Below are 25119 nucleotides of genomic sequence, written 5' to 3'. Positions count from 1 at the left end.
CGGAGCGCCCGTACGGGCGACGACGGGGAGTCCGTCAACCGCCCGGCGTCGACGACGGGTGAGTCTGTCAACCGTCCGGCGTGTGTGGGCAACTCTTGTCCGACGGTTCCCCTCCCTCCCCCTCCCCTCCCCCGGACGGCCATGCTGCGACGCCGAACCCCCGTGGTCGTGGGCCCTGAGCTCGACGACCTCCCCCTGCACCGCGTCCTCGCCGAGTTGCGCCCCGCGCAGCAGATGCACGGCCTCGCCACCGGGGCGAGCCGCCCGTCGTGGGCGCCCGCCGCCGAACTGCTGCGGAGCACGGGCCGCGACTGGGACCGCCGGGTGCACCGCGTCCGGGTGCTCGCCCGGGCGCTCCCGCCGGTGGTCGCCGACCGCTGGTTCAAGGACCGCCCGCAGGACCCCGACGCGCTCGTGGTACGGGCCTGTGCGCGGGCCGCCCGGGCGGCGGACGACGACCGGGCGGACCCGCGGGAACGCTACGAGGACTGCATGCGGGCGGCCCGTGCCGCGCCCGAGGACCCCACGCCGTGGCTCGCCCTCCTGTCGCTGATGACCTCCTGCGGCGCCCCGACGCGCTCGGTCTTCCCGGTGTGGACCGAGGCGGTCGCCCGCGATCCGTGGAACCGGACCGCCTGCCACCGGATGCTGGACCATCTGTCGCCCCGCGGCCACGGAACGCTCATGGAGATGCTCGACTTCGCGGAGCGGTGCGCGAGCCAGGCGCCGTACGGGTCACCGGTGGCCCTCCTGCCCCTCGCCGCCAGGATCGAACTGGTCACGCACCGGACGTCCGGGGACGTCACCATCGCGTTCGCGGCCGACGGGCACTGGTACGAACGGCAGGCGGCCGCCGAGGCGGACCACGCCCTGACCCACTGGTTCCGCACGGCCGCCGCGCCGCACGCCGAGGCGCTCGCCGACCTCAACCTGCTCGCGTTCACGCTGACGAGGATGAAGCGGGCCGACGACGCGGCCCCCGTCTTCCGCCGTCTCGGCCGCCGGATGACCCCGCACCCCTGGAGCCTCGCCCCCGACGCCACCCGCGACTTCCGGTACTGGCGCGACCGCGCGCTGCACTGACCCGGCGGCCCGCGGGCATCAGGGCACCCGCCTCCCCCCTGCCTTCCCGCTCCTCCCCTGCCGGCCGTCGGACCGGCCCCGTCGCGCTCGTCCCCCGCGGTCAGGGGATCTCCTGCTCCGCCCAGATGACCTTTCCGTCGGCCGTGTACCGGGTGCCCCAGCGGTGGGCGAGCTGGGCCACCAGGAAGAGGCCGCGCCCGCCCTCGTCCGTGATCCGGGCGTGCTTGAGCCGTGGGGCCGTACTGCTGGCGTCGGTCACCTCACAGGTCAGTCGGGCGTCACGGAGAAGCCGAAGCCGGATGGGCGGGGTCGCGTAGCGCACGGCGTTGGTGACCAGCTCGCTCACGATGAGCTCGGACGTCATGGCGAGGTCCGTCAGGCCCCAGGCCTCCACCTGGCGGGTGGCCAGGGCTCGGATCCCGGAGACGGCGGCCGGGTCGGCGGGCACGTCCCAGGAGACGACGTGCTCGGCTTCCAGGGCGTGGGTGCGCGCCAGCAGCAGGGCCACGTCGTCGGCCTGCGGCGTCGGCACCAGCCGGCGGACCGCCGACGTACAGAGCGCGTCCAGGTCGGCGTCGGGCCGGGCCAGCACCTCGCCGAGCCGGGACATGCCCAGCTCCATGTCGTGGTCGGCCCCCTGGACGAGGCCGTCGGTGTAGAGGCCGATCAGGCTGTTCTCGGCGAGGGTGATCTCGGCGGCCTCGAACGCCATCCCGCCGAGTCCCAGCGGAGGCCCGGCCGGCGGCTCCGGGAAGGACACCCGGCCGTCGGGGGTGACGACGACGGGCGGCGGATGCCCGGCCCGGGCCATGGTGAACCGCCGGGTGACCGGGTCGTAGACGCCGTACAGACAGGTCGCGCCGAGGAAGGCGGTGGTGCCCTGCTGGGCCGCCGGGTCGTCGGTGCGTTCCGTGCTCAGCCGGAGCACGAGATCGTCGAGATGGGCCAGCAGCTCGTCCGGCGGCATCTCCATGTCGGCGAGGGTCTGCACGGCGGTGCGCAGCCGGCCCATCGCCGCCGCGGCCGCGATGCCGTGCCCCACCACGTCGCCGACCACCAGCCCCACCCGGGCCCCGGACAGCGGGATCACGTCGAACCAGTCGCCGCCCACGCCGTCCGTGGGGTCCGCCGGCTGATAGCAGGAGGCCACCTCCACGGCCGTTCCGCCCGCCAGGGCGTGCGGCAGCAGACTGCGCTGCAGGGTGACGGCCGCCGTGTGCTCCCGCGTGTAGCGGCGGGCGTTGTCGACGCACAGCGCCGCCCGGGCCACCAGCTCCCGGGCCAGCAGGACGTCGTCGGGGCCGAACGAGACGGGGTTGAGCGACCGGACGAACGTGGCGAGACCCAGCGCGGTCTCGCGTGCCCGCATCGGCACGGAGATGAGGGAGTGCAGCCCGAACCTGCGGATCGTCGCGGCCCTCTCGGGCTGCTCGGCGAGCCACAGTTCGTCGGTGGGGTCGAGGACGGGAAGCAGGATGGGCTCGCCGTCGATGAGCAGCTTCGCGTCGTGCGGCGGGGGCAGGAAGTCCACCCGTTCCCCCAGCCGGGCCACGGCCTCGGGGCAGCCCTCGCGCACCGAACTGAGGCCGGCCCGGCGCATCACGGGCCTGGCCGGGGCGGGCCCGGCGTCGGTGAGCCACGTGCCGTGTCCCTCGGTGCTGAGGACCGGCTCCAGCAGGTCGACGATGACGAAGTCCGCGAGCCGCGGGACGGCGAAGTCGGCGAGTTCCTGGGCGGTGCGCACGACGTCGAGGGTCGTGCCGACGCGCGCCCAGGCCTCGTTGACCAGCGACAGCAGCCGACGGGCGGACCACCGCTCGGTGACGTCCTGCACCATGTAGCAGACCCCGGTGACCAGGTCGTCGGAGCCGACCAGCGGGAAGAAGGACGTGGAGTAGGCGCGCCGGCGGTGCGGATCGGCCCAGCTCCACCCGAGGTACTCGTAGTCGTTGACCGGGGTTCCGGTCTTCAGGACCTTGCGCATGAGGCCCTCTATGGCGTCCGCCTGGAGGCCGGGCAGCAACTCGCTCAGCCGTCGCCCCAGACGCTGGGCACGGGGCACGCCGCCGAGGCGCTCCAGCGTGTCGTTCAGCCACACGTAACGCAGTTCCAGGTCCAGCACCGCCATCCCGATCGGGGAGCGGATGAGGAACCCGTCGAGGACGGACTGCCCCACCGTCCACTGCCGGCTCTGCTCGCGTGCCGAGAGCAGAAAGCACTCGTCCACGCCGATCCGGAAGGACGCGGAGACACGCAGGGCCACGTCGACGGAGCGGCCGTCGTGGTGGCGTGCCGTGAGCTGGCCGCTCCATCCCCTTCCCGCGCGGCACCGGGCCGCGACCGCCGCCACTCGCGCCGGGTCCCGCGGCATCGCCACCAGACGTCCGGCGAAACGGCCGACGACCTCGGACGCCGGGTGGCCGAGCAGTGCCTGCGCGCCTCTCGTCCAGGCGAGCACGACGCCGTCCGCGGTCACGATCGCCGCCGCGTCGGTGGACGCGTCGAGGAGATCGCGTGGTCCCGCGGGCGTCGGGGCCTCGGAGACTTCTCGCGCTGGATCCATGGGTGCCGTCCTCTACAGGACCATGGTGCTGCTTGTCCGCCCGATGCGCACGGCGTCGCCGCGCCCCGGCGGCACCGCACCGCCCGGCCCCCCTCGCCCCGGCGGCACCGCACCCCGAGACCCTCCTCGCCCCGGCGGCAGCGCGCCGACGCGCCCGCGCTCCGCGGTGCCCCCACGGCACGGGCGGCCCGCGCCGTGGGCAGGCGGACGGGGCCCCGCTACCGGGCGCGCCGGATGAGGGGCAGCATGGAGGTGCGGGAGGAGGATCCGCGATGACAGCCGAACCCATCCGGTCCGACGGGACCGCGTACGGCCGGGAGGCGCCCCCGCCGACCGGTCTGCTGGACGTGCTGAGCGTCTCCGCGATGGTCGTCGACGCCGAGGGACGCATCGTGTTCTGGACGCCGCAGGCGGAGGAATTGTTCGGCTACACCGCGCAGGAGGCCCTCGGCAAGTACGCGGCACGGCTGTTCATCCACCCCGAGCACCTGCAGTCCGTGGTGAGACTGTTCACGGAGGTACTGGAGACCGGCCGGAGCTGGGCCGGCGCCTTCCCCATCCGGCACAAGGACGGCAGCAGCCGCCTCATGGAGTTCCGCAACATGCGGCTCCAGGACGATCTCGGGGACGTCTACGCCCTGGGCATCGCCGCGGACCACGAACTGCTGCAGCGCGTCGAGACCGACCTGGCGCTGTGCGAACGGCTGATCAACCAGTCCCCCATCGGGCTGGCGCTGCTCGACCCCGACCTGCGGTATCTCCTGGTCAACCCGGCGCTCGAGCGCATCGACGGCGTCCCCGCCGAGGACCACGTGGGCCGGCGACTGCGGGAGACCCTGCCGCTGCCCGACGTCGACACCATCGAGTCCGCGCTGCGCCAGGTGCTGACGACCGGCACTCCGCTCCTCGACCAGTACCACGTGGGCAGGCCGCGGACCGACCCCGATCACGAGCATGCCTGGTCGCTGTCGTTCTACCGTCTGGAGGACCCCGGCGGGCGGGTGCTGGGCGCGGCCGCCTCGGTCGTCGACGTGACCGAGCGGCACCGGGTGGCAGCGGAGGCCGACCGGGCCCGCCGCCGCCTCGCCCTCGTCGCCGAGGCCTCCACACGGGTCGGCACCACGTTGGAGGTGGAGCAGACCGCGCGAGAGCTGGCCGAGGTGGCGGTGCCCCAGCTCGCCGACGTGGTCGCCGTGGACGTCCTGGACTCCGCGCTGGCCTGCCGCCGCGCCCGCCGGCCGGACGACGGGCCCGAGCTCTTCCGCGCTCTCGCGCTCAAGGCGGCGCATCCCACCGTGGCGCTGCGTGCCGCCGACCCGCCGGGCGACGTGGCCGCCTACCAGGGCGACCAGCTGGTCACCCTGTGCGTGCACACCGGCCGGCCGGTCCTGGTGAGTCATGTCGGCGAACAGGACCTGCCGCGCATCGCCCGGGACGCCGAGGCAGGCTCCCTGCTGGCCCGCGCCGGGGTGCACTCGTATCTCGCCGTGCCCTTGATCGCCCACGGCGAGGTGCTCGGCGCCCTCGACCTCAAGCGCACCCGCAACCCGCTTCCGTTCGACGAGGACGACGTCCTCCTCGCCGTCGAGCTGGCCGGCCGGGCGGCCGTGGCCATCGACAACGCCCGCTGGTTCGAGAGCGTGCGCAACACCGCCCTCACCCTGCAGCGGAGTCTGCTGCCGGAGCACCCGCCCCACCACTTGGGCCTCGACCTCGCCTCCCGTTACCAGCCTGCCCAGGCCACCAGCGAGGTCGGCGGCGACTGGTACGACGTCATCCCGCTGGCCGACGACAAGACCGCGCTGGTCGTCGGGGACGTCATGGGCAACGGCATCGACGCGGCCGCCACCATGGGCCGGCTGCGCACCGCGACCTGCGCCTACGCGGACCTCGACCTCGAACCCGGCGCCGTGCTCCAGCACCTGGACAAGATCACCTGCGATCTGGAGCACTACATCGTCACCTGCCTCTACGCCGTGTACGACCCCGGCAGCGGGCAGTGCCGGATCGCCAACGCGGGGCACATGCCGCCCGCGCTGGCCGGGCCGGGGCGTCCGGCGACGCTGCTCGAGCTGCCGTCCGGGGCCCCGCTCGGCGTCGGCGGCGTCCCCTTCGAGACCACCACGACCACGCTGACTTGCGGCGACCTTCTGGTCCTCTACACGGACGGCCTCGTCGAGACCCGGCAGCACCCCATCGACGACCGTCTGGCGGTCCTTCTCGGTTTCCTGGACGAGCCGCACCGGCCGCTCGAGGAGATCTGCGACCTCCTGCTGTACGGCCTGCGCCATCCCGACGACCACGACGACGTGGCGCTGCTCGTGGCACGCGCCCTGTAGCCGCCGGAGGGGCCGGCTCCGGCCGGCCGGACGGCCCCGCGCTACGTCCGCTCGCCGGACGACCGGCCGGGGGGCGGGCCCGGTCGCCGGACGTCGGCCGTGACCAGCCCCGCGACGTGGGCCGTGACGGTGTCCAGGATGTCGGACCAGGCCGCTTCGTCGCCGAGCACGAGGTAGTTGAGGGTCAGTCCGTCCGTCATGGCGGCGAGATAGCGGGCCAGGACGGGGACGGGGACGCCGAGCCGCAGCCCCATGCTGCGGCACAGCTCCCCGATGAGCTCGGCGTAGGCCTCGCCGTACAGCTCGTACTGGCGGCGGGCCAGATGCTCGAACCCGGGCTGGCGCAGGGCGTACTGAGTGAGTTCGTAGGTCAGCATGTGCGCGTCGGGGTGGGCGCGGACGTGGTCCCAGTACGCCGCGAACCCGGCGCGGACCGTCTCCTCGAGCGTGGCCCGGGGGCGGATCGCCTCCCGTACGACGCTCACCGACTGGGCGGTGAGCGTCGTGATGACGGACTCGACGAGGGCCTGCTTGGATTCGAAGCAGTAGTGGAAGACGCTCAGGGAGACACCCGCCTCGGCGGCGATGGACCGGGTCGTCGTCCTGGGGACGCCGTCCCGGGCCATCGCTCTGATCGCCGCCTCCGTCAGCTGTCGTCGCCGCTGCGCCGACGGCATCCGCGCCATCCGTGTCCCCCGAGTGTCGATGCCGCGGCCGGTGCCGTGACCGGAGCTAGGCGCTGTGGACGCCCACTTCGTACAGGGAGTATCCCCAGTCCGTGCCGCGGTCCAGTCCGTGCACCCGGACGTAGCGGGCCGGGGTGCCGGCGAACTTCGCCGTGTCCAGGCCCCCGTCACCGGACGTGGTCGACCAGGCGGTCGTCCAGTTCGCGCCGTCGATGGACAGTTCGACGCGGTACGACTTCGCGTACGCGCGCTCCCAGTCGAGGGTGACGCGGGAGACGCGGTTGGTGGCGCCGAGGTCGACCTGCCAGTACTGGTCGTCGCTCCAGTCGCTGGCCCACCGGGTGCCGTCGTCGCCGTCGACGGCCCGGCCGGGCTGGTAGCTGGTGAACGGGTTGGACTCGGACGAACTGGCGGTGGCGGCACGGTCCTTGGCGAGGTCGACCGAGGCCTGGTGCTGCTCGGTCGAGCCCCAGGTGCCGAGGTAGGACTCGGCGCCGCGGAAGAGGTCGTCCACCACGTCCTGGCCGCCGACGCGCCGGATGTCCTCGATCCAGTCGGGGATCATGCCGACGTGCGCGGCGCCGTCGGTGTTGAGGTCGAAGGTGCGCGTGCCGGTCGTCTGACGGTCGATGAGGGATCCGCCGTCGACGCTCTTGAACGGGTAGGTGACCTTGTTCGCGGCGGAGGCGCCGCGGGGGGCGGGGTGGTCGCCGATGCCGTTGAAGTCGGTGCCGAAGCCGTATCCGACGTGGTACTGGTCGCGCAGCGCGTTCGTGCGCTTCGCCTCCGCGGCGAACCCTTCCGAGCCGTGCATGTACTGGGCGACGAAGCCGCCGAGGGAGTAGACGCGTTCGGTCCAGTTGAGGTCCATCCAACTGTGCGAGGAGAGCACGCCGGGGTAGTTCGCGGCCTCGAAGATGTCGAGCGCCTGACCGGTCGCCTTGACGCTCATGTGGTCGACCTCGAGCATCATCTTGCGTTTCATCATGCCGCGCACGGCGTACTCGCCGAGTGCGGTGAGGCCACGGGTGTTGCACTGCGCGTCGGTGTCGTACTTCGGGACGTCGGTGCCCGCCGGGAGGTCCGCCTCCGCCTTCGAGGCGGCGGTGCCGATGGGGTTGTCGTGCTGCGGTCCGGTGCACTTCTCGGTCTGCCAGAAGGTGCCGGTCGACAGGAACTGCCCGACGTTGATGGCCGTTCCGAGGCCGCCTTCGTCGAAGCGGACGCCGCACAGCGCGTTGTCGAACTTGTGGCACAGGAACATGCTGCGCACGCCCAGCCCGTACAACTCGTCGAGTCCCTTGTCGACGTCGGACTTGCTGCACTGCGCGATGTCGAGGATCTGCTTGCAGCCGAAGGGCTCGGAAGTCTCGACGCCGAGGACGACCGCCAGCTTGCCCTGCTTGACGACCTCACGCGCCTGCGCGCTGTCGAGGACGATCCGGAACCAGCCCTTGCCCGGGCCGCCGTACATCTTGTCGATGTGGGCCTGAAGGTCGTACGACAGCTTCGCCTGCAGGCGGATCGAGGTCATCTCGTCACAACTGCGGTCCTTGAACGGGTAGATGCTGCAGATCATGCCGTTGGTGACCAGGTCGTTGACGAGCACCCGCTGTCCGCCGCGCCAGGCCCGCTCGACCCAGGCGTAGTAGTTCGCCTGGTGGGTCATGGAGTCGTAGGCGGGCCAGTCCTTGAAGGTGGGCCAGCCGGTCGGGTCGTGCTTGCCGTCGCCGCCGTGGGTGATGTAGTCGAAGATCGCGAGAGTGCCGTCGGGGTAGTGCTCGGGACAGTCCTTCAGCGCGTCGGCGACACCGGCCTCGGAGAACACCTTGCCGCAGATCAGCCGGCCGCCGAAGGCCTCGCCCGAGAACAGGTGGTTGTGCGCGTCGACGAACCCGCGGACCTGTCCCGCCGCGTTCGTGCCGGTGAACGGTTCGCCCGTGACGCCGATCTGGGAGTCGGGGGCCGGCCGGGCCGTCGGCGTCCACCAGTCCGCGGCGGCCGCCGAGCTCGGCGTGGGCCCGAGGACGGCGGCGAGCACGAGAAGAAGGAGCGAGACGACGGTGGCGTCTCGGCGTCTGCGGTACGGGCGTCCGGTCATGGTCACAGCCCACGTCCCTCGGTCGGCGGGGATCGCGCGGTCGACGAGGGCTCTTCGGATGCCATTGAGCTTGTCATGACCGGCGCAAGATAGTGGGTTGAGGATCGCGACAGAATCCGTCGAGAGTCAATAGTCCGGGACACTTGACCTGATGAGCCGACCCGGCCGGACCGGCGTAAACACCCACATCCGCCCGCCAATTGCGCCGGAGTCGCCGTGCGCGCACTCCCGCACGCCGGTGCGCCTACACGTTCAGGTGATGATCCACGGCAACCCCGCCCACGCCCCCGGCCCACCGCATATCCAGAGTCCATGGACATTTCCGATCCTTCTGTAGACCCCGGCCGGCTCTCCCGGCGGCGCTTCACGGCCACCGCCGCCACGGCCGCCGTCACGGCCGCCGCCACCGGGGCGGCGGCCGGCACCCCGGCCAGGGCCCTCCCCCGGGAGCCGGCCGGTGCGTCCCGGCCCCCGGCCGACTGGGAGACCTGCCTGACCGTCGCCCGCGCGCTGCTGGTGGTCGACGAGCACGACCGGCCGCTCGGGCCGGGGTACGCGAAGATCCTCGATGGCGGCCTGCCGCGGGCCGGGACGGGGGCGGGGAAGAAGGTGCTGGTGATCGGCGCCGGACCCGCCGGGCTGGTCGCCGCCTGGCTGCTCAAGCGGGCCGGTCACCACGTCACCCTCGTGGAGGCCAACGGCAACCGGGTCGGCGGCCGCGTCAAGACCTTCCGCACCGGCGGTCACGAGAACGCGCCGCAGGCCTTCGCCGACGCCCGCCAGTACGCGGAGGCGGGCGCCATGCGCATCCCCGGCAGCCACCCGCTGGTGATGAGCCTGATCGACCGGCTCGGCGTCGCCAAACGCCGGTTCCACCTCGTGGACGTCGACGCCGAGGGCAAGCCCGTCAACAACGCCTGGCTGCACGTCAACGGCGTCCGGGTGCGCCGCTCCGCGTACGCGAGGTCCCCGCGCCGGGTCAACCGGTCCTTCGGTGTGCCCAGGAAGTACTGGGACGTGCCCTCCGCGGCCATTCTGCGCGGGGCCCTGGACCCGGTCCGCGACGAGTTCAGCACCCGCGGCGCCGACGGCCGGCGCGTGGACAAGCCGCTGCCCGAGCGGGTGCGCGGCTGGGCGCGCGTGGTGCAGAGGTTCGGGGACTGGTCGATGTACCGGTTCCTGACCGAGGAGGCGGGCCTGGACGAACGCACCGTCGATCTGGTCGGCACCCTGGAGAACCTCACCTCCCGGCTGCCGTTGTCCTTCATCCACAGTTTCATCAGCGCCTCCCTGATCAGCCCGGACACCGAGTTCTGGGAGCTGGTCGGCGGCACGGCCACGCTGCCGGACGCCCTGCTGAAGGAGGTCTCCGACGTGCTGCGCCTGGACCGGCGGGTGACGCACATCGAGTACTGGGCGCCGGACCGGCACGACGCCGGCGACACCTCGCACGTCCGCGCCGGCGGGCCGCACGTCTGGATCGACACCGTCTCCGAGGGGCGCGACGGCAAGCCGGTGCGCCAGGAGTTCACCGCGGACCTCGCGATCGTCACGGTGCCGTTCTCGGGGCTGCGGCAGGTGCAGGTCGGTCCGCTGATGTCGTACAGGAAGCGGCGGGCCGTGGCGGAGCTGCACTACGACAGCGCGACCAAGGTGCTGCTCGAGTTCAGCCGCCGCTGGTGGGAGTTCACCGAGGCGGACTGGAAGCGTGAACTCGACGCCGTACGGCCCGGTCTGCACGACGCGTACCGGACGGGGAGGACGCCGGGCGACGGAAGTCTGCTCGGCGCTCATCCGTCCGTGCCGCCCGGGCACATCACGCCCGGGCAGCGTGTGCATCACGCGGCCAACCGGTGGGCCGCACGCGACCAGCCGGAGGCGGCGCACATCGTCGGCGGCGGCTCGGTCTCCGACAACGCCAACCGGTTCATGATCAACCCGTCGCATCCGGTCGCGGGCAGCCGCGGCGGTGTCGTCCTCGCCTCCTACAGCTGGGCCGACGACGCCTCCCGCTGGGACTCCCTCGACGACGACGCGCGCTACCCGCACGCGCTGCGCGGAATGCAGCAGGTCTACGGCCGGCGCATCGAGGTCTTCTACACCGGCGTGGGCCGCACCCAGAGCTGGCTGCGTGATCCGTACGCCTACGGGGAGGCCTCCGTGCTGCTCCCGGGCCAGCACACGGAGTTGCTGAGCGCCATCCGCTCCCCCGAGGGGCCGCTGCACTTCGCGGGCGACCACACCTCCGTCAAGCCGTCGTGGATCGAGGGCGCGCTGGAGTCGGGGGTGCGGGCGGCACTCGAGGCGCACCTGGCCTGAACGTCCGAGGCGGGGCCCGGTCGGCCGGGCCGTGACCGCAACACAGTTTTGAACATGTTCAAAACACGGGTAGGGTCCTCTTCGAGAGGGAAGGGGGCCCAGACCATGAAGATCGTGCTGCCCGGCGGGTCCGGACAGGTGGGAACGGTTCTGCGCCGCGCGCTGACCGCGGCCGGACATCGGGTCGTGGTGCTGAGCAGGCGACCGACGGGCCGGGGCGGGATCGCGTGGGACGGCCGCACGCTCGGCCCCTGGGCCGAGGAGATCGACGGCAGCGACGTCGTCGTCAACCTGGCCGGGCGCAGCGTCAGCTGCCGCTACACCCCCGCCAACCTCGAGGCGATGATGCGCTCCCGGGTGGAGTCGGCGCGGATCGTGGGCGAGGCGATCGCCGGATCGGCCCGGCCGCCGCGGCTCTGGCTGCAGATGAGCACCGCCACCGTCTACGCCCACCGGTTCGACGCCGCCAACGACGAGACCACCGGTCTGGTCGGCGGATCCGAGCCGGGCGTGCCGGGCTACTGGGGCTACAGCGTCGACATCGCGACCGCCTGGGAGGGCGAACTGGAGAAGGCCGACACCCCGTACACGCGCAAGGTGGCCCTGCGGTCCGCCATGGTGATGAGCCCCGACCGGGGCGGGGTGTTCGACGTCCTGTCGCGGCTGGCCCGGCTCGGCCTCGGCGGCCCGGTGGCGGGCGGCGCGCAGTACGTGTCGTGGATCCACGACCACGACTTCGCCCGCGCGATCGACTTCCTCGTCACACGGGACGACCTCTCGGGGCCGGTGAACCTGGCAGCGCCCGCTCCCCTCCCCCACCACGCGTTCATGCGCGCCCTGCGCGGCGCGTGGGGCGTCCCGGTGGGTCTGCCGGCGACGCGGTGGATGGCCGAACTCGGCGCCTTCGCCCTGCGGTCGGACACCGAACTGCTGCTCAAGAGCCGCCGCGTGGTCCCCGGCCGGCTGCTGGAGGCGGGCTTCGTCTTCGACCACCCGCAGTGGCCGCAGGCCGCCGACGACCTCGTACGCCGGGTGCGAAGCCGCTGACGGCCGACGCGGCACCCGCGGCCCCGACGGGCTGCGCACGGCGGGGCGGGGGCCGCGGGCCTGCGGGCCGACGGGTGGGGGCACGGTTCGGAGGTCGGAGGGCGAGCCGGTGCGCGGCTCGGTCGGTTCAGGGGCCCCGGAACGCCGGTGGCCCGGTGCCGGTGGGCAGGGCGGGCGCGCACCCGGATGCGCGCCCGCCCTGCTCTTGTGTCAGCTCGTCGCGCGCACCGCGTCGAGGATCAGGTCGGCGACCGCCTTCGGCCGGGACACGGCCACGGCGTGCGAGGCGCCCTCGAGTTCGACGATCGTCGCCCCGGCCCGCTTGGCGCCGAAGCGCTCGACCTCGGGGTTGATCGCCTCGTCCGCGGCGGCGACCAGCGCCCAGGACGGCTTCGTCCTCCAGGCGGCCGCCGAGGCGGTCTCCTCGAACGCGGCGGCGGCCAGCGGGCGCTGGGCCGCCGCGAGGATCTTGGTGACGTCGGCGGGCACGTCCGCCGCGAACACCGACGGGAAGGCGTCCTCGGCGATGGTCACCTCGACGGCCGGCTCGCCGCCCGGCATCGGGTACGTCCACTCCTTGAGGTTGCTGACCAGCGGCGAGAGCGGGAAGCGCCCCTGCAGCTCGCCGAGGCTCTCGCCCTCCTCCAGGACATAGGCCGCGACGTACACGAGGCCGACGACGTTCTCCACCGCGCCGGCCACGGTGATGAGGGCGCCGCCGTACGAGTGACCGACGAGGATCACGGGACCGTCGATCTGGGCGGCGACGGAGGCGACGTACGCGGCGTCGGAGGCGAGGCCGCGCAGCGGGTTCGGCGGGGCGATCACGGGGACGCCCTGACCCTGGAGCTCGGAGATGACGCCGGACCAGCTGGCCGCGTCGGCGAACGCGCCGTGGATCAGGACGACGGTGGGGGTGGTGGTCATGGGTGTGCTCCTTGTCGGGTCAGGCGTGCAGGGCGTCGCGCAGGGTGCCGACGGCGAGGTTGATCGCGGCTTCGGCGGCGTACGTGGGGCGCAGGGCGTTCAGCATCACGAAGTCGTGGATGACGCCCTGGAAGCGGACGGCGGTGACCGGGACGCCGGCCTCGCGCAGCTTGTTCCCGTATGCCTCGCCCTCGTCGCGCAGCACATCGGCCTCACCGGTGATCACCAGGGCCGGGGGGAGGTCCTTCAGCTGCTCCGGCGTCGCCCGCAGCGGTGACGCGGTGATCTGCGCGCGTTCGGACTCGTCGGTCGTGTACTGGTCCCAGAACCACTGCATCGCGTCGCGGCGCAGGAAGTAGCCCTCCGCGAACTGGTGGTACGAACCGGTGTCGAAGGCCGCGTCGGTCACCGGGTAGAACAGCACCTGCTGCACCAGCGGAACACCGCCGCGCTCCTTGGCCATCAGCGTCAGCGCGGCGGCCATGTTCCCGCCCACCGAGTCACCCGCGACCGCGACGCGGGCCCCGTCCAGGTCCTTCGACGCGCCCTGCTCCACGATCCACCGGGCCACCGCGAAGTTCTGCTCGATCGCCACCGGGTAACGCGCCTCGGGCGAGAGGTCGTACTCCGGGAACACGACCGCGGCCCCGGCCCCCACCGCCAGCTCGCGCACGAGCCGGTCATGGGTGTGCGCGTTGCCGAACACCCAGCCCGCACCGTGGATGTACAACACCACCGGGAGCACGCCCTCGACGCCGGCGGGCCGCACGATCCGTGCGCGTACGGACCCCGTCGGACCACCCGCGACGCTCACCCACTCCTCGTCGACGGCGGGCCTCGCGATCTCTCCCGACTGCACCTCGTCGACCGCCTTGCGACCCTCCACCGGACCGAGATCGAAGAGGTACGGCGGGTTGGCGGTGGCCTCGGCGAACGCCGCGGCCTGGGGTTCGAGCACCGGCGTGACCGGCTCGACGAGGTCGGACATGGCAACTCCTGCTGTTCTCGTGGTGCGTTGTCTCGAGTAATCAAGCTAGAACGCGCGTGCGCCCGGGATTTGGCCGTCCGCGCACCGTCGCTGTTCCCCCAGTGCACCATCCCGGAGACCGGCCGGACCGGATCCGGCCGCACGGCGCGCCCCGCGCCGGTCCGGTTTCGGGAAGTCGACTCCTTCCGGCTGATCAGAAACTCCGACGCATCCTCCGCCTAGGTTGACTAGGCTAAAACCTAGATCCTCTAGCTAAGACTCTCGCAGCCCGACAGGAGCAAGCGTTGAACGCGACCCGTACCGGCAAGCTCAAGGTGCCCGGCGCCACCCTCCACTACGAGACGGCCGGCAAGGGGCCGGTCCTGCTCCTCATCCCCGGCGGAGCCGGCGACGCCGGGATGTACGCGGGCATGACACCGCGGTTGGCCGCTCACCGCACGGTGGTCACCTACGACCCGCGCGGCCTGTCCCGCAGCCCCCTCGACGACCCGGCCGACGCCCCGCACACCGACGAGCAGGTCCGGGTGTGGAGCGACGACGCCCACCGCCTGCTCGAACTGCTCGCCCCCGACGGGGAGGCGGCCGTGCTCGGCTGCAGTTCCGGCGCGGTCGTGGCGGTCGACCTGCTGGCCCGGCGGCCGCAGCGGCTGCGCAGGGTGGTCACCCACGAGCCGCCGCTGGTGGAACTCCTCGCGGAGCCCGCTCCGCACCGTGCCCTCTTCGCCGAGGTGCGCGAGACCTTCCAGCGGGCAGGAGCCGAAGCCGCCATGGCCCGGCTCGGCGAGGGTCTGACGGAGGGGACGGGACGACAGGCGGCCGAGCGGCCGACGGAACTGCCGCCCGGCATCCGGGAGATGGCCGGGCGGATGCACGCCAACCTGCCGGTCTTCCTCGGCCGTGTCCTGGTCCCGTTCTCCTCGACCGTGCCGGACCTCGCAGCGCTCCGCCCGGTCGCCGACCGCTTGACACCCGCCGCGGGGCAGGACTCCCGTGGGCAGGCCGCTCTGTACGGGCCGGCCGTGCGGCTCGCGGAGCTCCTCGGATCCGAGTTCGCGGAGTTCCCCGGCGGCCACCTCGGCGCCGTCGAGGACCCCGAGGAGTTCGCCGGACGCCTGCTGGCCGTGCTGGACTGAACGGCCCCGCTCCCTGCCGAGGACAGGGGGCGGGGCCGTCGTTCACCGCACTCGCGCGCCGTCGGCTCGGCCGCCGGCCGCCCTGCGCCCGCGGATCGTGCCGCTCGCGGCGGCGCCGCCACCGGCCGTGTCGGCGGCCCGGGCCGCCGACGTCCCGGACGACTTCACGTGCGCCCCCGTCAGCACGGGCCTCGGCACGCACCTCGGCACGCACCCGGCGCAGACGTCGGCGCGGGCGTCAGCACAGACGGCCGACATAGGAGGCGCCCTGGATCTTGCCGGCCGGCCCCAGCCAGGTCTTGCCGGGGCCGACACATCGCTCGTAGTCCGGTGCCAGGGCGACCTCGACCTTGACGACCACCCGGGAGCCGTCGGACGTGCAGTGGTTGTAGAACGCGTCGGAACCGGTCTTGTAGAAGCCGCACGGGTCCGCGGCCGCGGGACTCACGGTGGCCGCGGTCACCGCGCCCAGCGAGGCGACCACGAGAGCGACGGAACCGAGGGTGCTGAGCACCGTACGACGAAAGCGCACGACAGAACTCCTTGACGGATCGAGAGAGCGGGACGGGGCGGATCCCCCGGCCGGCCGGTCGGCGGTTGCCTGCCTCAGGATCGGGGCCCTGAGCCGGGGACGGCCGCATGTCGCGTCCCGTTCACCCCGTGAATCGTTTCGCCCCTCCGCCGTTGGAGTGGATCTTCCTCGTGGGCGGCTCGACGGCACCGATCCGGGGGAAGGCGGGCCGGTTTCACCCGGCTGACCGCCCCGAGTGGTGCACCGGCGTGCGCTGGCTGACGGTGGATCACGTCAGGCCGGGTCAGGTGAGCTGACGAGGTGTCGGCTGCCCGGCCGGGACGGAAGGACCATCAGATGCGCTCTGCTCGAATGATCCTGGCCACCGCGGCGGCCTCGGCCGCCCTGGCGATCGGCGCCCCGGGCGCCTTCGCCGCCGACGGGGACTGGGACCACGACAGCTCCTCCCACAGCAAGGAGGACGGTTCCTGGTCCGGCAAGGAGCACGGCAAGGAGGACCACGGAAAGCAGGAGCACGGCAAGGGCGAGCACGGCAAGGGCGAACACGACGGGCCGCACGGCGGCATGCACACCGGCGGCGGCGCGCTGACCGCGGTGAACCAGGACGGCGACCGCGGCGCGGCGAAGGACCCCCGGTTCGACCCGGAGACCTACAAGGACAAGGACAAGGACTGGGGGACTGCCGGCACGAACAAGGAAGAGCACGGCTCGGGCTCCGGGGGTGGCGGCAAGGAGGAGTCCGGCGGCTGGAGCGGTAAGCACGAGAAGCCCAGCGGCGGCATGCACACCGGCGGCGGCGCCCTCGCCGGTCCCTCGGTGACCGCGACCGGACTCGGCGTCCTCGCCGTCGCCGGCACCGGCCTCTACGCCCTGCGCCGCCGGAAGACGGCGGGGGGTGTGGCCTGACCATGCCTGACGCGATAGCAGCCGCGGCCGCCACGCTCGCCCCGCGTGGCGGTCCGGCCGGCTGCCGGTCACGGCCGGCGGCACCCGGCGCCGGCGTCCTCGTCGGCGCCGGCCCCGTGCGCTTCGCCGCCGACCCCCCTGTCGGCGGTGCCGCTGCGCCCGTACACTGACAAATCGCAGATGTGCGGGCGCAGTTCAGCGGGGGGAGCCGCCATGTCGGGGGACCAGTACGGCAGATACGACCACACCTTCACCGTTCCACCCATGCCGACGGCGCCGCCGCCGGCCGCTGCCGACGGCGTGCGGGCCGTCGCGGTCGCGGTGCTCAACCTCAGCGGACTGGGATTGGGGTACGCGCTGACGCGGCGCTGGGTGCTGACGGCGCTGTGCTGGGCGGCCACCGCCGCCCTGCTGCTCGTGGCACTGCCGGCCGACCCGGACGGCGTCCCGGGCCTCGCGCTCGTCCTGTACGGCGTGTTCCTCGTCGCCGTGGCGGCGCACGGGGCCCGTGTGGGCCTGCGCACGCCACTGACGGGACTGCGCAACGCGCCCCTCGCGCTCGGGCTCGGGCTGCTCCTCCTCGTGGCCCCGGCCGGCGGAGCGGTGCTGTACGACGGGGCGCGGGACGAAGCGATCCAGCAGATGCTCCTCGACCGGCTCGACGAGGCGAACCGCCTGGTCCAGACGGCCGGCGAACGGCCCTTCGACTCGGCGCAGGCGGACTACCGCAAGGCCCTTGCCGCCTACGCCGACCTGCAGGCCGACCACCCCGGCTCCCGGGCCGCCGAGCGGGTGCCCGCGCAGATGAAGACCTTCTACAAGACGGTCGGCGCCTCCTACGACCAGGGCGACCACTGTGCGGCCACCGCGCCGCTGAAGTTCCTGCGCACGGTGCCCAAGAGCCTGCCCGAGACGGATCTCGCCGATCTGAAGACCTGGCCCGACGACCGTCTCGCCACCTCGCTGTACGAGTGCGCGTCCACGTCGCTCACGGCGGGTGAGGCGGGCTGGACGGGACAGTTCGGGGAACTGCTGACGACCTTCCCCTCCTCGGCGCAGGCCGCGAAGGTGGAGCCGGCCGTGGCCGCGGCAGTCGCGCGGACGCAGAAGGACCTGGCCGGAGCCGAGCCCTGTTCGGCCGTCGAGCGGCTGTCCACACTGAGCACGCAGATCGACGGGCTGCCGGCCGAGCGGACGACCTTCGCCGTCGCCCTCGACAAGGACGCCGCCCAGGCCACGGCGAGCGCGGACACGGGTGCGTACAACTGCGGTGTGGACCAGTACCGGGACGGCGACTTCAAGTCGGCGCAGACGACCATGACCGAGTACGCCTCCGGCCACAAGAGCGCCGGGAACGCGGCCCTGGCGAAGAAGATCGCGATAGCGGCGGAGATCGCCCAGACCGTGCCGGCCGCGGGAAAGAAGCTGCCGACGACGCGTTCCGGCGGCGACATCTCGGTGACGGTGCAGAACGACAGCCCCGACCAGATCACGGTTCTCTACACGGGCCCGGTCACCGGCAGTTTCACCCTCAAGGGATGCGGCAACTGCAAGGCGTACTCCCTCGCCAACACCCTCAGTCCGGGTTTCAAGCCCTGCAGCAACAGCAGCAAGAAGTATCCGGAGCGGACGATCAGCCTGCCGGTCGGCACCACGTTCTTCCTGCACAAGCCGATGAGCGGCAGCCTCGACACGCCCGCTTCGGACACGGCCAAACTCGAATCCGGCTACATCTACACCGAATGCGCCTATACGACGCAGCGCTTGGGGTCGCTCTCCTGAACATGGGGGGTACGGGCAGGGAATTCCATTTGCTGAATTTCCGTCAGTTTCTGAATTCCCTTCCCACGGGGCACATGTGACAGGTGGTAAGGTGCGCCGGAATTCCCTTGCGCAGGCCCCCCACGAAAGCCAGAAAACCCCATGGACGACATAATGCCGGAATCCCCCACACCCTCCTTCGCGCCGGGCGGTCGGCGACGACACCGCAAGGCCCGGCACGGCGGCGCGGGCCTGCGCCGGGCGCTGGTGCTCGCGCTGGCCGTGCCCGTCACGTCCGCCGCCCTGGCCGGCCCTTCGGCGTTCGCCGCGGACAAGGGCGTCGGCACGACGGCCAAGGACACCTCGCCGTCCAAGGGCCCCGGCACGGACGACCGACAGATGGCCGCGAATCTCGCCACCCGGGTCCTGGACCAGCGGCTGGGCCCCGACGTCAGCGGCGTGGTCCTCGACGCCGACTCGGGCACCGCCCTCTGGGACCACAACGGGGCGACGGCGCTGATGCCGGCGTCCAACGTCAAGCTCGCCACGTCGACCGTGGCGCTCACCGTGCTCGGCCCCGACCACCGCTTCACCACCAAGGTCGTCTACGGCGGCGGCACCCTGACTCTCGTCGGGGGCGGCGACCGCACCCTCACCGGCGCGGACCTCGCGGAACTGGCGAGCAGCGCGGTGGCCGGCCTCAAGGCGGCCGGACTGACGTCCGTGAAGGTCGCCGTGGACGACAGCCTCTTCCCCGAACCCACCCTGGCCAACGGCTGGAACACCGGTTACTACCCCGACTCCGTCGCGCCGGTGCGCGCGCTCGTCGTCGACGGGCACGGGGTACAGGACACCTCCCTGGACGCCGGGCAGGCGTTCGCGCGGCAGCTGACCGCGGCCGGGGTAACCGTGGACGGCGTCGTCACCCGGGCCACGGCGAAGCCGACGGACTTCCCGGTCGCCCGGCACCGGTCGGCGCCGCTGTCGGACATCGTCCACACGATGCTCAAGACCAGCGACAACAACATCGCCGAGACCCTGCTGCGGATGACCGCCCTGGGCGCGGGCCGCCCGGCCACCTTCGAAGGCGGCACGCAGGTCGTGCGCCAGGTGCTGAGCACGCGGTACGGGGTGTCGCTCGACCACTTCGAGATGTACGACGGCAGCGGCCTGTCCCGGGCGGACCGCATCCCGGCCGCCACCCTGGCGGACATCCTCGAACTGCTGACGAAACCGCAGCACGCCCGTGTCCTCGGCTCCGTCCTGGACGGGCTGCCCGTCTCCGGCGAGGCCGGCAGCACGCTCGGACCGGAATGGGGCCGCTTCGACGACGTGAACTCCAAGTGCGCGGTCGGCAAGGTGCACGCGAAGACCGGCACCCTCACCGGCGCCATCGCACTGAGCGGCCTGACGCAGGGCAAGGACGGCAGGTGGAAGGTGTTCTCCTTCGTCGAGAACGGCTCCACCGCCAACCCGAACGACATCAAGGACGCGATGGACGGTCTCGCCGCGACCGTGAACGGCTGCTGGGCCTGATCGCGCCCGGTGGACAGCCGGGCAGGCCACGAGAGGGCACGGTCGCCGACAAGGCGCCGGCCCTCTCGCCTTGCGCCCGCACACCCGACCGCGGGCGTTCACCCGACCGCGGGCGTTCACCCGACCGCGGGCCCTGGCCCGCCCGCGTGCGCGTGCCCGCGACCTTGTACGACTAGCGCGTCGGGCGGGTGTCCGCAGTCACGACCTGCCCCCGGGCGCGCTGGTGCACGTGGGCCAGGAGGAGGTTGGGGTCCTTCCGGGTGAAGTAGGCCGCGCTGGTGACATAGGCGGTCCTGCCGCGCACGGTCACGGCAGTGGGGTTGGACAGTCCGTCCTCACGGTCGAGGACGACCTGATGGGTGCCGTCCGGGCGGACCCGGGCGACCTGGCTGCCCCCGATCAGCGCGACGAGGGCCGTGTCGCGGCGCCGGTCGACGAACCCGAAGTCGTCGATCGCGAAGAGGCCCGTCGCCCGGGTCTGGATCGCGCAGGCCGAGCCGTCCGGCCCGACCGGGATGCGCAGCAGCGTTCCGGCGTTGGTGTTGGACACCCACACGGCGTCGCGGTGCAGGCGCAGGCCGTTGACCCCGACGCGGGCCGCGGGCGGCGCGTTGCGCGGCTCGAGCGCGGCGCCCCCGGCCCATGCGGTGGGCTTGCCGCCCGCCCTCGGGACGCGCCAGACGGTGCCCAGCACCGAGTCGGCGGCGTAGAACACGCCTCGGCGCTCGTCGAGGGCGAGACCGTTGGGGAACCCGTTCGCCGGCAGCTGGGCGATCTGACGGGGCTTGCCGCCGCTGGCGGGAATGCGCCAGATGCCGGTCGCGCGGGTGCCGGTGGCGTAGGTGACGTACAGGGTGCCGTTCCGTGCGCGGGCGATGCCGAGGACGACGGCCCTGCCGACGACGGGCGTGGGCGCGTTCGGCACGGCGGGCAGCGTCGCGAGGAGCCGCTTTCGCCCCTCGCGGGTGACGTTGACGACCTGCCGTGCCGTCGAGAACGTCAGGTCGGCCGAGCCGTCGGGTTCGAGCGCGATGTTCTCCGGCGACTCGCCCTCGGCGAGGTCGAAGTGGGCGACCACGCGCGGAGCGGACACGGCCGGCTCGTCTGCGGCGGCGGGAGCCGTGGCGAGCAGCCCGAGGGCGAGGGCGGCGGCGGTGATACCCGCCGAACGGGGAAGTCGGGGCATGGGACCTCTCTTCGGGGGAAGCCTGAACCGCCGCCGTGCGGCGGCCAGACGACCATGGCCGCGTCCCGGAGGCGACCGCCGCCGCCGTGGCCGGGAGATCGCCCGCGTGGCCCAGGGCATCGACCCGCCTGCCGCTCACCCGGGTGATCCCTCGATGCAGCAGACTGTGCGGTGCGAAAGCCGTCCGGATGGACACCCGGACGGACACCCGCCCGGACGGACACCCATCCCAGAAGGAAACACAACGTGATCATCTTCGGCACCAAGGGATACCTCTACCAGCTGGCGATACTGACGCTGGTGTGCGGCCGCTGCGGCAACCCCGCCGCGCACACCCTCAGGAAGCGGGTCACGAAGTTCACGCTGTTCTTCGTGCCGCTCTTCCCGATCTCATCGAAGTACGCGACCCAGTGCACCTTCTGCGGCGCCGAGCAGAAGATCGCCAAGGAGCAGGCCGAGCAGCTGCAGGCGCAGGCCGCCGGTCACGTCGGCGGTCAGGCGTACGGGCAGCAGCAGCAGCCGTACCAGCACTGACGTCCGTCCGGGTGTCCGGGCTCACGGGGTGAGCCCGACCCGGTCGCAGGCCGCGCGCAGTCGGGGTGTGCAGATCTGCGCGACGGTGTAGACGCCGCGCTCGACGAGAACCGGCTCGACGTCCTCGGCCGTCACGGCGGTGGGGGTGAGCAGGACCGACGGGATGCCCTCGGTGGTGGGGCTGTCGACGGTCGTGGTGGCGTTGTCGCGGGGATCGTGGCCCCGCCCCACGGCGACGGCCATGGCGGCGACCGCGGACGCCTCGTCCTTGAACGGCTTGTACACCGTCATGTACTGCTCGCCCTTGACGATCCGCCGTACGGCGTCGAGGTCGGCGTCCTGGCCGGTGACCGGCGGGAGTTCGTTGACGCCGGCGCTCTTGAGCGAGGAGATCACCCCCGAGGCGATGGCGTCGTTGGCCGCCAGCACGCCGTCGATCCGGTCCGGGCCGAGGGCCGCGATGGCGGCGGACATGTTGGCGTGGGCGTTCTGCGCGCTCCAGTCCAGCGTGTTGTAGGACCTGGCGATCGTCACCTCGCCGGCGAGGACGGACAGCGCGCCCTTGCGGTACAGGGCCGCGTTGGGGCTGGTGGGGTCGCCGTTGACCATGACGACGTCGGCGTCCTCGGCCCGCTTGCCGAGGGCGTCGAGGAGCGCCTCGCCCTGGAGCCGGCCGACCTCCACGCCGTCGAAGGAGACGTAGCCCGAGACCGGGCCCTCGGCGAGGCGGTCGTAGGCGATGACGGGGACCCCCGCGTTGCGCGCCTCCTGGATGGAGGAGCGCAGCGCCCGGGTGTCGGCGGCGTCGAGGATCAGGACCTTCGCGCCCTTGGTGACCATGGACACCATCTGCTGGCGCTGTCGGGTCACGTCGTTCTCGGCGTTGGCGTACTCCACCGTGCAGGCCGGGCACAGTTTCTTCACCTGTGCCTCGATCAGCGGCCGGTCCGAGTGCTCCCAGCGCGGGACGGCCCGGCTGGGAAGCAGCAGGCCGACGGTGAACCCCTCGCCGGAGGAGCCGCTCTGCCCCGCGCCGCCGCAGGCGGCCAGTGACAGGGTCAGAAGGGCCGCGCCGACCACCGCGGCGGTGTATCTGCGTCGGATGCTCACGGTACATCCTCCGGTACGACGATCTCGCTCCAGACCTGTTTGCCGCCGGCCACCGGGACCGAGCCGAACGTGTCGGACATGGCCTCGACCAGCAGCAGGCCGCGGCCGCCGGTGGACTCCCAGTCGACGATCACCGGTTTGGCGGGGGCGCGCGGCGAGGAGTCGCTCACACAGACGCGCACCCGGTCGCCGCGCAGGATCAGGTCGAGCCGGACCGGCCCCTGCGTGTGCACGAGGGCGTTGGTGACGAGCTCGGAGACGACCAGCAGCACGGCGTCGGCGGCCTCCTGGACCTGCCAGCGGCGCAGGGTGCGCGCGGTGAAGCGGCGGGCGTGCATCACGGCGTCGGGCAGCCGCCACACCATCCAGCCGGCCCGGATGGGACGGGTCTTCATGCCGTCGTAGCGCAGGAGCAGCAGCGCCACGTCGTCCTCGCGACGGCCTACGTCGCCGAGCAGCAGGTCGGCCGTGCGGCCGAGGTCCGCGGGGTCGGCCGCGCCGAGCGCGGTGCGGGTGCGCCGCATGCCCTCGTCGAGCGGCAGGTCGGCGGCCTCGACCAGGCCGTCGGTGACCAGGGCGAGGACCGTGCCGGGGGTCAGTTCGACGGCGGTCATGGGGAAGTCGGCCTCGGCGAGGATGCCCAGCGGGGGGCCGCCCGCGACCTCCACCTCCTCGGTCTCGCCGTCGGGCCGGCGCAGCAGCGGTGCCAGGTGGCCGGCCCGTACGAACAGGGTGTTGCCCTCCTCCATGTCCAGTTCGGCGTAGCAGCAGGTGGCGAACAGGTCGGTCTCCATGCCGACGAGGAGCCGGTTGGCGTGGGAGACGACCACGTCGGGCGGGTGGCCCTCCATGGCGTAGGCGCGGACCGCCGTCCGCATCTGGCCCATGATCGTCGCGGCTCCGGCGCTGTGTCCCTGCACGTCTCCGATGACCAGCGCCACCCGGTCCTGGGAGAGGGCGATGACGTCGTACCAGTCCCCGCCCACCTGGAGGCCGCGGCGGGCCGGCAGATAGCGGGCGACGGCGGTTCCGCCGGGGAGTTCGGGCAGCCGCCGGGGCAGCAGGCTGCGCTGCAGCATCGTGGCGAGTTCCTGCTCGGCGTCGTGCGCGTGGGCCCGTTTGAGGGCCTGGCCGACGAGGGCGGCGGTCGCGGTGAGCAGGGACCGCTCCTCGGGGACGAACTCGTGCGGCCGGTCCCAGCCGACCAGGCACACTCCCGCGACGCGGCCCTTGGCGGGCAGCGGCAGTACGGCCAGTCCGCCGGGGCCGATGCCGGACAGTCCGGGTTCGAGGTCGGTGTCGGTGGGCCACAGGTCCATCCGGCCGTCGCTCAGCGCGTCGCGCAGGGTGGGCAGGGCGCGCAGCGGGGCGTCGGGCCATTCGGTGCGCCACTCCGAGCGCCAGGCCTCGGGCCAGGCCGTGGGCTGGGGCGGGTCGAGGACGGTGACCATGAGCCGGTCGTCCTGCAGCGCGGCGAGGGCGACACGGTCGGCGGCCAGCGGCTCGCGCAGGGCTGCGACCACCACACGGCCGACGTCGCGGACCGTCGCGGCGTCGTCGAGGGCGGCGGTCAGCCACTGGATGCGGGAGACGTCGTCGGCTCCGCGGCGCAGCACCGGGGTCGCCGTCACCACGCCGAGCACGCCGGCCGGCCGGCCGTCGGCGGTCGGCGCGGTCCGGCAGCTCAGGCTCAGCCAGCGCATCTCGCCCTTCGGGCCGCGGACGCGGAACTCCAGGTCGCGTCGGCCGGATTCCAGGTCCGCGGGCTCCAGGACCGTCATCAGGGCGTGCATGTCCTCCGGCAGGGCGTGGGCGAGCAGGGTGTCGACCTTGCCGTCGAAGTCGTCGGGGGTGATGCCGACCAGGTCGAGCAGGGTGTCGTCGGCCTCGATCAGGCCGGTGTCGGGGAAGAGGACGAAGGAGCCGACGCGCAGGCTGTGCAGGGCTGGCCCCAGCAGGGACGCCGTGCCCGTCGGGTCGGCGGCCGGTTCGAGCAGTGCGGCGACGGCGTCGGCGTACCGCTCCAGGAACCGGCGCTGTTCGTTCTCGAAGCCGTCCACCGAGGAGCCGAGGACGAGGAGGCAGCCCAGGCGTCGGCCCTGCGCGTCCAGGGGAAGCGCCCCGAGGGGTCCGGGAGGGGTGTCGGCGGGCAGCCAGAGGGGGCGGTCGGTGCGGAAGGCGAGGACCGCGGGCGAGTCACCGGACAGCGGCAGGCGCTCCGGCGGCGGCTGTCCGGAAGGGGTTCCTCCGGACGTATCCACCAGCCGGAGTTCTCCTTCGGCGGCGCCGGGCGCGTAGACCGCCGCCAGTGTCGCTCCGGCGAAGGTCAGGGCCCGGTCGAGGCATGTCCGCAACGTACCTCCCGTCC

18 protein-coding genes are annotated in these 25119 nt (G+C 72.8%); 9 read left to right on the top strand and 9 right to left on the bottom strand.

The genetic code is table 11. The features are described from left to right. Positions 1–141: 141 nt before the first annotated feature. Positions 142–1083: a hypothetical protein gene (locus C6376_RS23485; protein ID WP_107445240.1), complete on the top strand. Its 942-nt coding sequence runs from the start codon at positions 142–144 to the stop codon at positions 1081–1083. 100 nt (positions 1084–1183) lie between these two features. Here C6376_RS23485 and C6376_RS23480 read toward each other — a convergent pair whose 3' ends face one another. Further along, entirely contained in the window at positions 1184–3646 is a 2463-nt protein-coding gene (locus tag C6376_RS23480; protein WP_107445239.1) for a SpoIIE family protein phosphatase, read from the bottom strand. A gap of 272 nt (positions 3647–3918) precedes the next feature. On the opposite strand from C6376_RS23480, the gene C6376_RS23475 reads away from it, so the two are divergent. Next, positions 3919–5985 carry a SpoIIE family protein phosphatase gene (locus tag C6376_RS23475; protein ID WP_107445238.1) on the top strand — a complete coding sequence of 689 codons (2067 nt, stop codon included), beginning with the start codon at positions 3919–3921 and terminating at the stop codon, positions 5983–5985. Between the two features lie 41 nt (positions 5986–6026). Here the strand turns inward: C6376_RS23475 and C6376_RS23470 are convergent, their stop codons facing one another. Beyond that, complete coding sequence (locus tag C6376_RS23470; protein ID WP_107445237.1) at positions 6027–6671, bottom strand: TetR/AcrR family transcriptional regulator; 645 nt, start codon at positions 6669–6671, stop codon at positions 6027–6029. Positions 6672–6717: 46 nt separating this feature from the next. Further along, positions 6718–8772, bottom strand: coding sequence for a discoidin domain-containing protein (locus C6376_RS23465; protein WP_107449130.1), 2055 nt, complete (start codon positions 8770–8772; stop codon positions 6718–6720). A 312-nt stretch (positions 8773–9084) separates the two neighbouring features. Between C6376_RS23465 and C6376_RS23460 the strand changes: the two genes are divergently transcribed. Next, positions 9085–11091 carry an FAD-dependent oxidoreductase gene (locus C6376_RS23460; protein WP_107445236.1) on the top strand — a complete coding sequence of 669 codons (2007 nt, stop codon included), beginning with the start codon at positions 9085–9087 and terminating at the stop codon, positions 11089–11091. 105 nt (positions 11092–11196) lie between these two features. Beyond that, positions 11197–12138, top strand: a complete 942-nt coding sequence (locus tag C6376_RS23455; protein WP_107445235.1) for a DUF1731 domain-containing protein — start codon at positions 11197–11199, stop codon at positions 12136–12138. 210 nt (positions 12139–12348) lie between these two features. On the opposite strand, the gene C6376_RS23450 is transcribed toward C6376_RS23455, so the two are convergent. Next, positions 12349–13065 carry an alpha/beta fold hydrolase gene (locus C6376_RS23450; protein WP_107445234.1) on the bottom strand — a complete coding sequence of 239 codons (717 nt, stop codon included), beginning with the start codon at positions 13063–13065 and terminating at the stop codon, positions 12349–12351. Positions 13066–13084: 19 nt separating this feature from the next. Further along, entirely contained in the window at positions 13085–14053 is a 969-nt protein-coding gene (locus C6376_RS23445; RefSeq protein ID WP_107445233.1) for an alpha/beta hydrolase, read from the bottom strand. Between the two features lie 284 nt (positions 14054–14337). Here C6376_RS23445 and C6376_RS23440 point away from each other — a divergent pair, with 284 nt between their 5' ends. Further along, complete coding sequence (locus tag C6376_RS23440) at positions 14338–15186, top strand: alpha/beta fold hydrolase (RefSeq protein ID WP_107445232.1); 849 nt, start codon at positions 14338–14340, stop codon at positions 15184–15186. 238 nt (positions 15187–15424) lie between these two features. On the opposite strand, the gene C6376_RS23435 is transcribed toward C6376_RS23440, so the two are convergent. Beyond that, positions 15425–15718, bottom strand: a complete 294-nt coding sequence (locus C6376_RS23435) for a DUF6355 family natural product biosynthesis protein (protein ID WP_107445231.1) — start codon at positions 15716–15718, stop codon at positions 15425–15427. A 336-nt stretch (positions 15719–16054) separates the two neighbouring features. On the opposite strand from C6376_RS23435, the gene C6376_RS23430 reads away from it, so the two are divergent. From C6376_RS23430 to dacB, 3 genes are all read left to right on the top strand, one after another. After that, positions 16055–16624 (top strand): hypothetical protein, encoded by a 570-nt coding sequence (locus C6376_RS23430; protein ID WP_107445230.1) that lies wholly within the window; start codon positions 16055–16057, stop codon positions 16622–16624. Positions 16625–16837: 213 nt separating this feature from the next. Further along, positions 16838–18406 carry a hypothetical protein gene (locus C6376_RS23425; RefSeq protein ID WP_107445229.1) on the top strand — a complete coding sequence of 523 codons (1569 nt, stop codon included), beginning with the start codon at positions 16838–16840 and terminating at the stop codon, positions 18404–18406. 141 nt (positions 18407–18547) lie between these two features. Then, the gene (gene dacB, locus C6376_RS23420) at positions 18548–19921 is read left to right on the top strand and encodes a D-alanyl-D-alanine carboxypeptidase/D-alanyl-D-alanine-endopeptidase (RefSeq protein WP_254076017.1); all 1374 of its coding nucleotides are present in this window, start codon (positions 18548–18550) and stop codon (positions 19919–19921) included. A gap of 172 nt (positions 19922–20093) precedes the next feature. Here the strand turns inward: dacB and C6376_RS23415 are convergent, their stop codons facing one another. After that, the gene (locus tag C6376_RS23415; RefSeq protein ID WP_107445227.1) at positions 20094–21107 is read right to left on the bottom strand and encodes an SMP-30/gluconolactonase/LRE family protein; all 1014 of its coding nucleotides are present in this window, start codon (positions 21105–21107) and stop codon (positions 20094–20096) included. Positions 21108–21353: 246 nt separating this feature from the next. Here C6376_RS23415 and C6376_RS23410 point away from each other — a divergent pair, with 246 nt between their 5' ends. Continuing rightward, positions 21354–21641, top strand: coding sequence for a zinc-ribbon domain-containing protein (locus C6376_RS23410; RefSeq protein WP_107445226.1), 288 nt, complete (start codon positions 21354–21356; stop codon positions 21639–21641). A gap of 21 nt (positions 21642–21662) precedes the next feature. Here the strand turns inward: C6376_RS23410 and C6376_RS23405 are convergent, their stop codons facing one another. Further along, positions 21663–22751, bottom strand: a complete 1089-nt coding sequence (locus C6376_RS23405; protein ID WP_107445225.1) for a sugar ABC transporter substrate-binding protein — start codon at positions 22749–22751, stop codon at positions 21663–21665. After that, positions 22748–25105, bottom strand: a complete 2358-nt coding sequence (locus C6376_RS23400) for a SpoIIE family protein phosphatase (protein ID WP_107445224.1) — start codon at positions 25103–25105, stop codon at positions 22748–22750. Before C6376_RS23400 ends, C6376_RS23405 begins: the two co-directional genes overlap by 4 nt. Between the last annotated feature and the right edge of the window lie 14 nt (positions 25106–25119).

Origin of the sequence: Streptomyces sp. P3, assembly GCF_003032475.1 — a bacterium.
Lineage (GTDB): Bacteria > Actinomycetota > Actinomycetes > Streptomycetales > Streptomycetaceae > Streptomyces.
The sequence above is the reverse complement of the archived record's forward strand: the minus strand, read 5'-3'. Positions and strand labels throughout refer to the sequence as shown.

What these genes read in the sequence shown, in the direction of transcription:
- C6376_RS23485 (WP_107445240.1), top strand. Translation starts at nt 142, where the DNA reads ATGCTGCGACGCCGAACCCCCGTGGTCGTGGGCCCTGAGCTCGACGAC.
- C6376_RS23480 (WP_107445239.1), bottom strand. Translation starts at nt 3,646, where the DNA reads ATGGATCCAGCGCGAGAAGTCTCCGAGGCCCCGACGCCCGCGGGACCA.
- C6376_RS23475 (WP_107445238.1), top strand. Translation starts at nt 3,919, where the DNA reads ATGACAGCCGAACCCATCCGGTCCGACGGGACCGCGTACGGCCGGGAG.
- C6376_RS23470 (WP_107445237.1), bottom strand. Translation starts at nt 6,671, where the DNA reads ATGGCGCGGATGCCGTCGGCGCAGCGGCGACGACAGCTGACGGAGGCG.
- C6376_RS23465 (WP_107449130.1), bottom strand. Translation starts at nt 8,772, where the DNA reads ATGACCGGACGCCCGTACCGCAGACGCCGAGACGCCACCGTCGTCTCG.
- C6376_RS23460 (WP_107445236.1), top strand. Translation starts at nt 9,085, where the DNA reads ATGGACATTTCCGATCCTTCTGTAGACCCCGGCCGGCTCTCCCGGCGG.
- C6376_RS23455 (WP_107445235.1), top strand. Translation starts at nt 11,197, where the DNA reads ATGAAGATCGTGCTGCCCGGCGGGTCCGGACAGGTGGGAACGGTTCTG.
- C6376_RS23450 (WP_107445234.1), bottom strand. Translation starts at nt 13,065, where the DNA reads ATGACCACCACCCCCACCGTCGTCCTGATCCACGGCGCGTTCGCCGAC.
- C6376_RS23445 (WP_107445233.1), bottom strand. Translation starts at nt 14,053, where the DNA reads ATGTCCGACCTCGTCGAGCCGGTCACGCCGGTGCTCGAACCCCAGGCC.
- C6376_RS23430 (WP_107445230.1), top strand. Translation starts at nt 16,055, where the DNA reads ATGCGCTCTGCTCGAATGATCCTGGCCACCGCGGCGGCCTCGGCCGCC.
- C6376_RS23425 (WP_107445229.1), top strand. Translation starts at nt 16,838, where the DNA reads ATGTCGGGGGACCAGTACGGCAGATACGACCACACCTTCACCGTTCCA.
- dacB (WP_254076017.1), top strand. Translation starts at nt 18,548, where the DNA reads ATGGACGACATAATGCCGGAATCCCCCACACCCTCCTTCGCGCCGGGC.
- C6376_RS23415 (WP_107445227.1), bottom strand. Translation starts at nt 21,107, where the DNA reads ATGCCCCGACTTCCCCGTTCGGCGGGTATCACCGCCGCCGCCCTCGCC.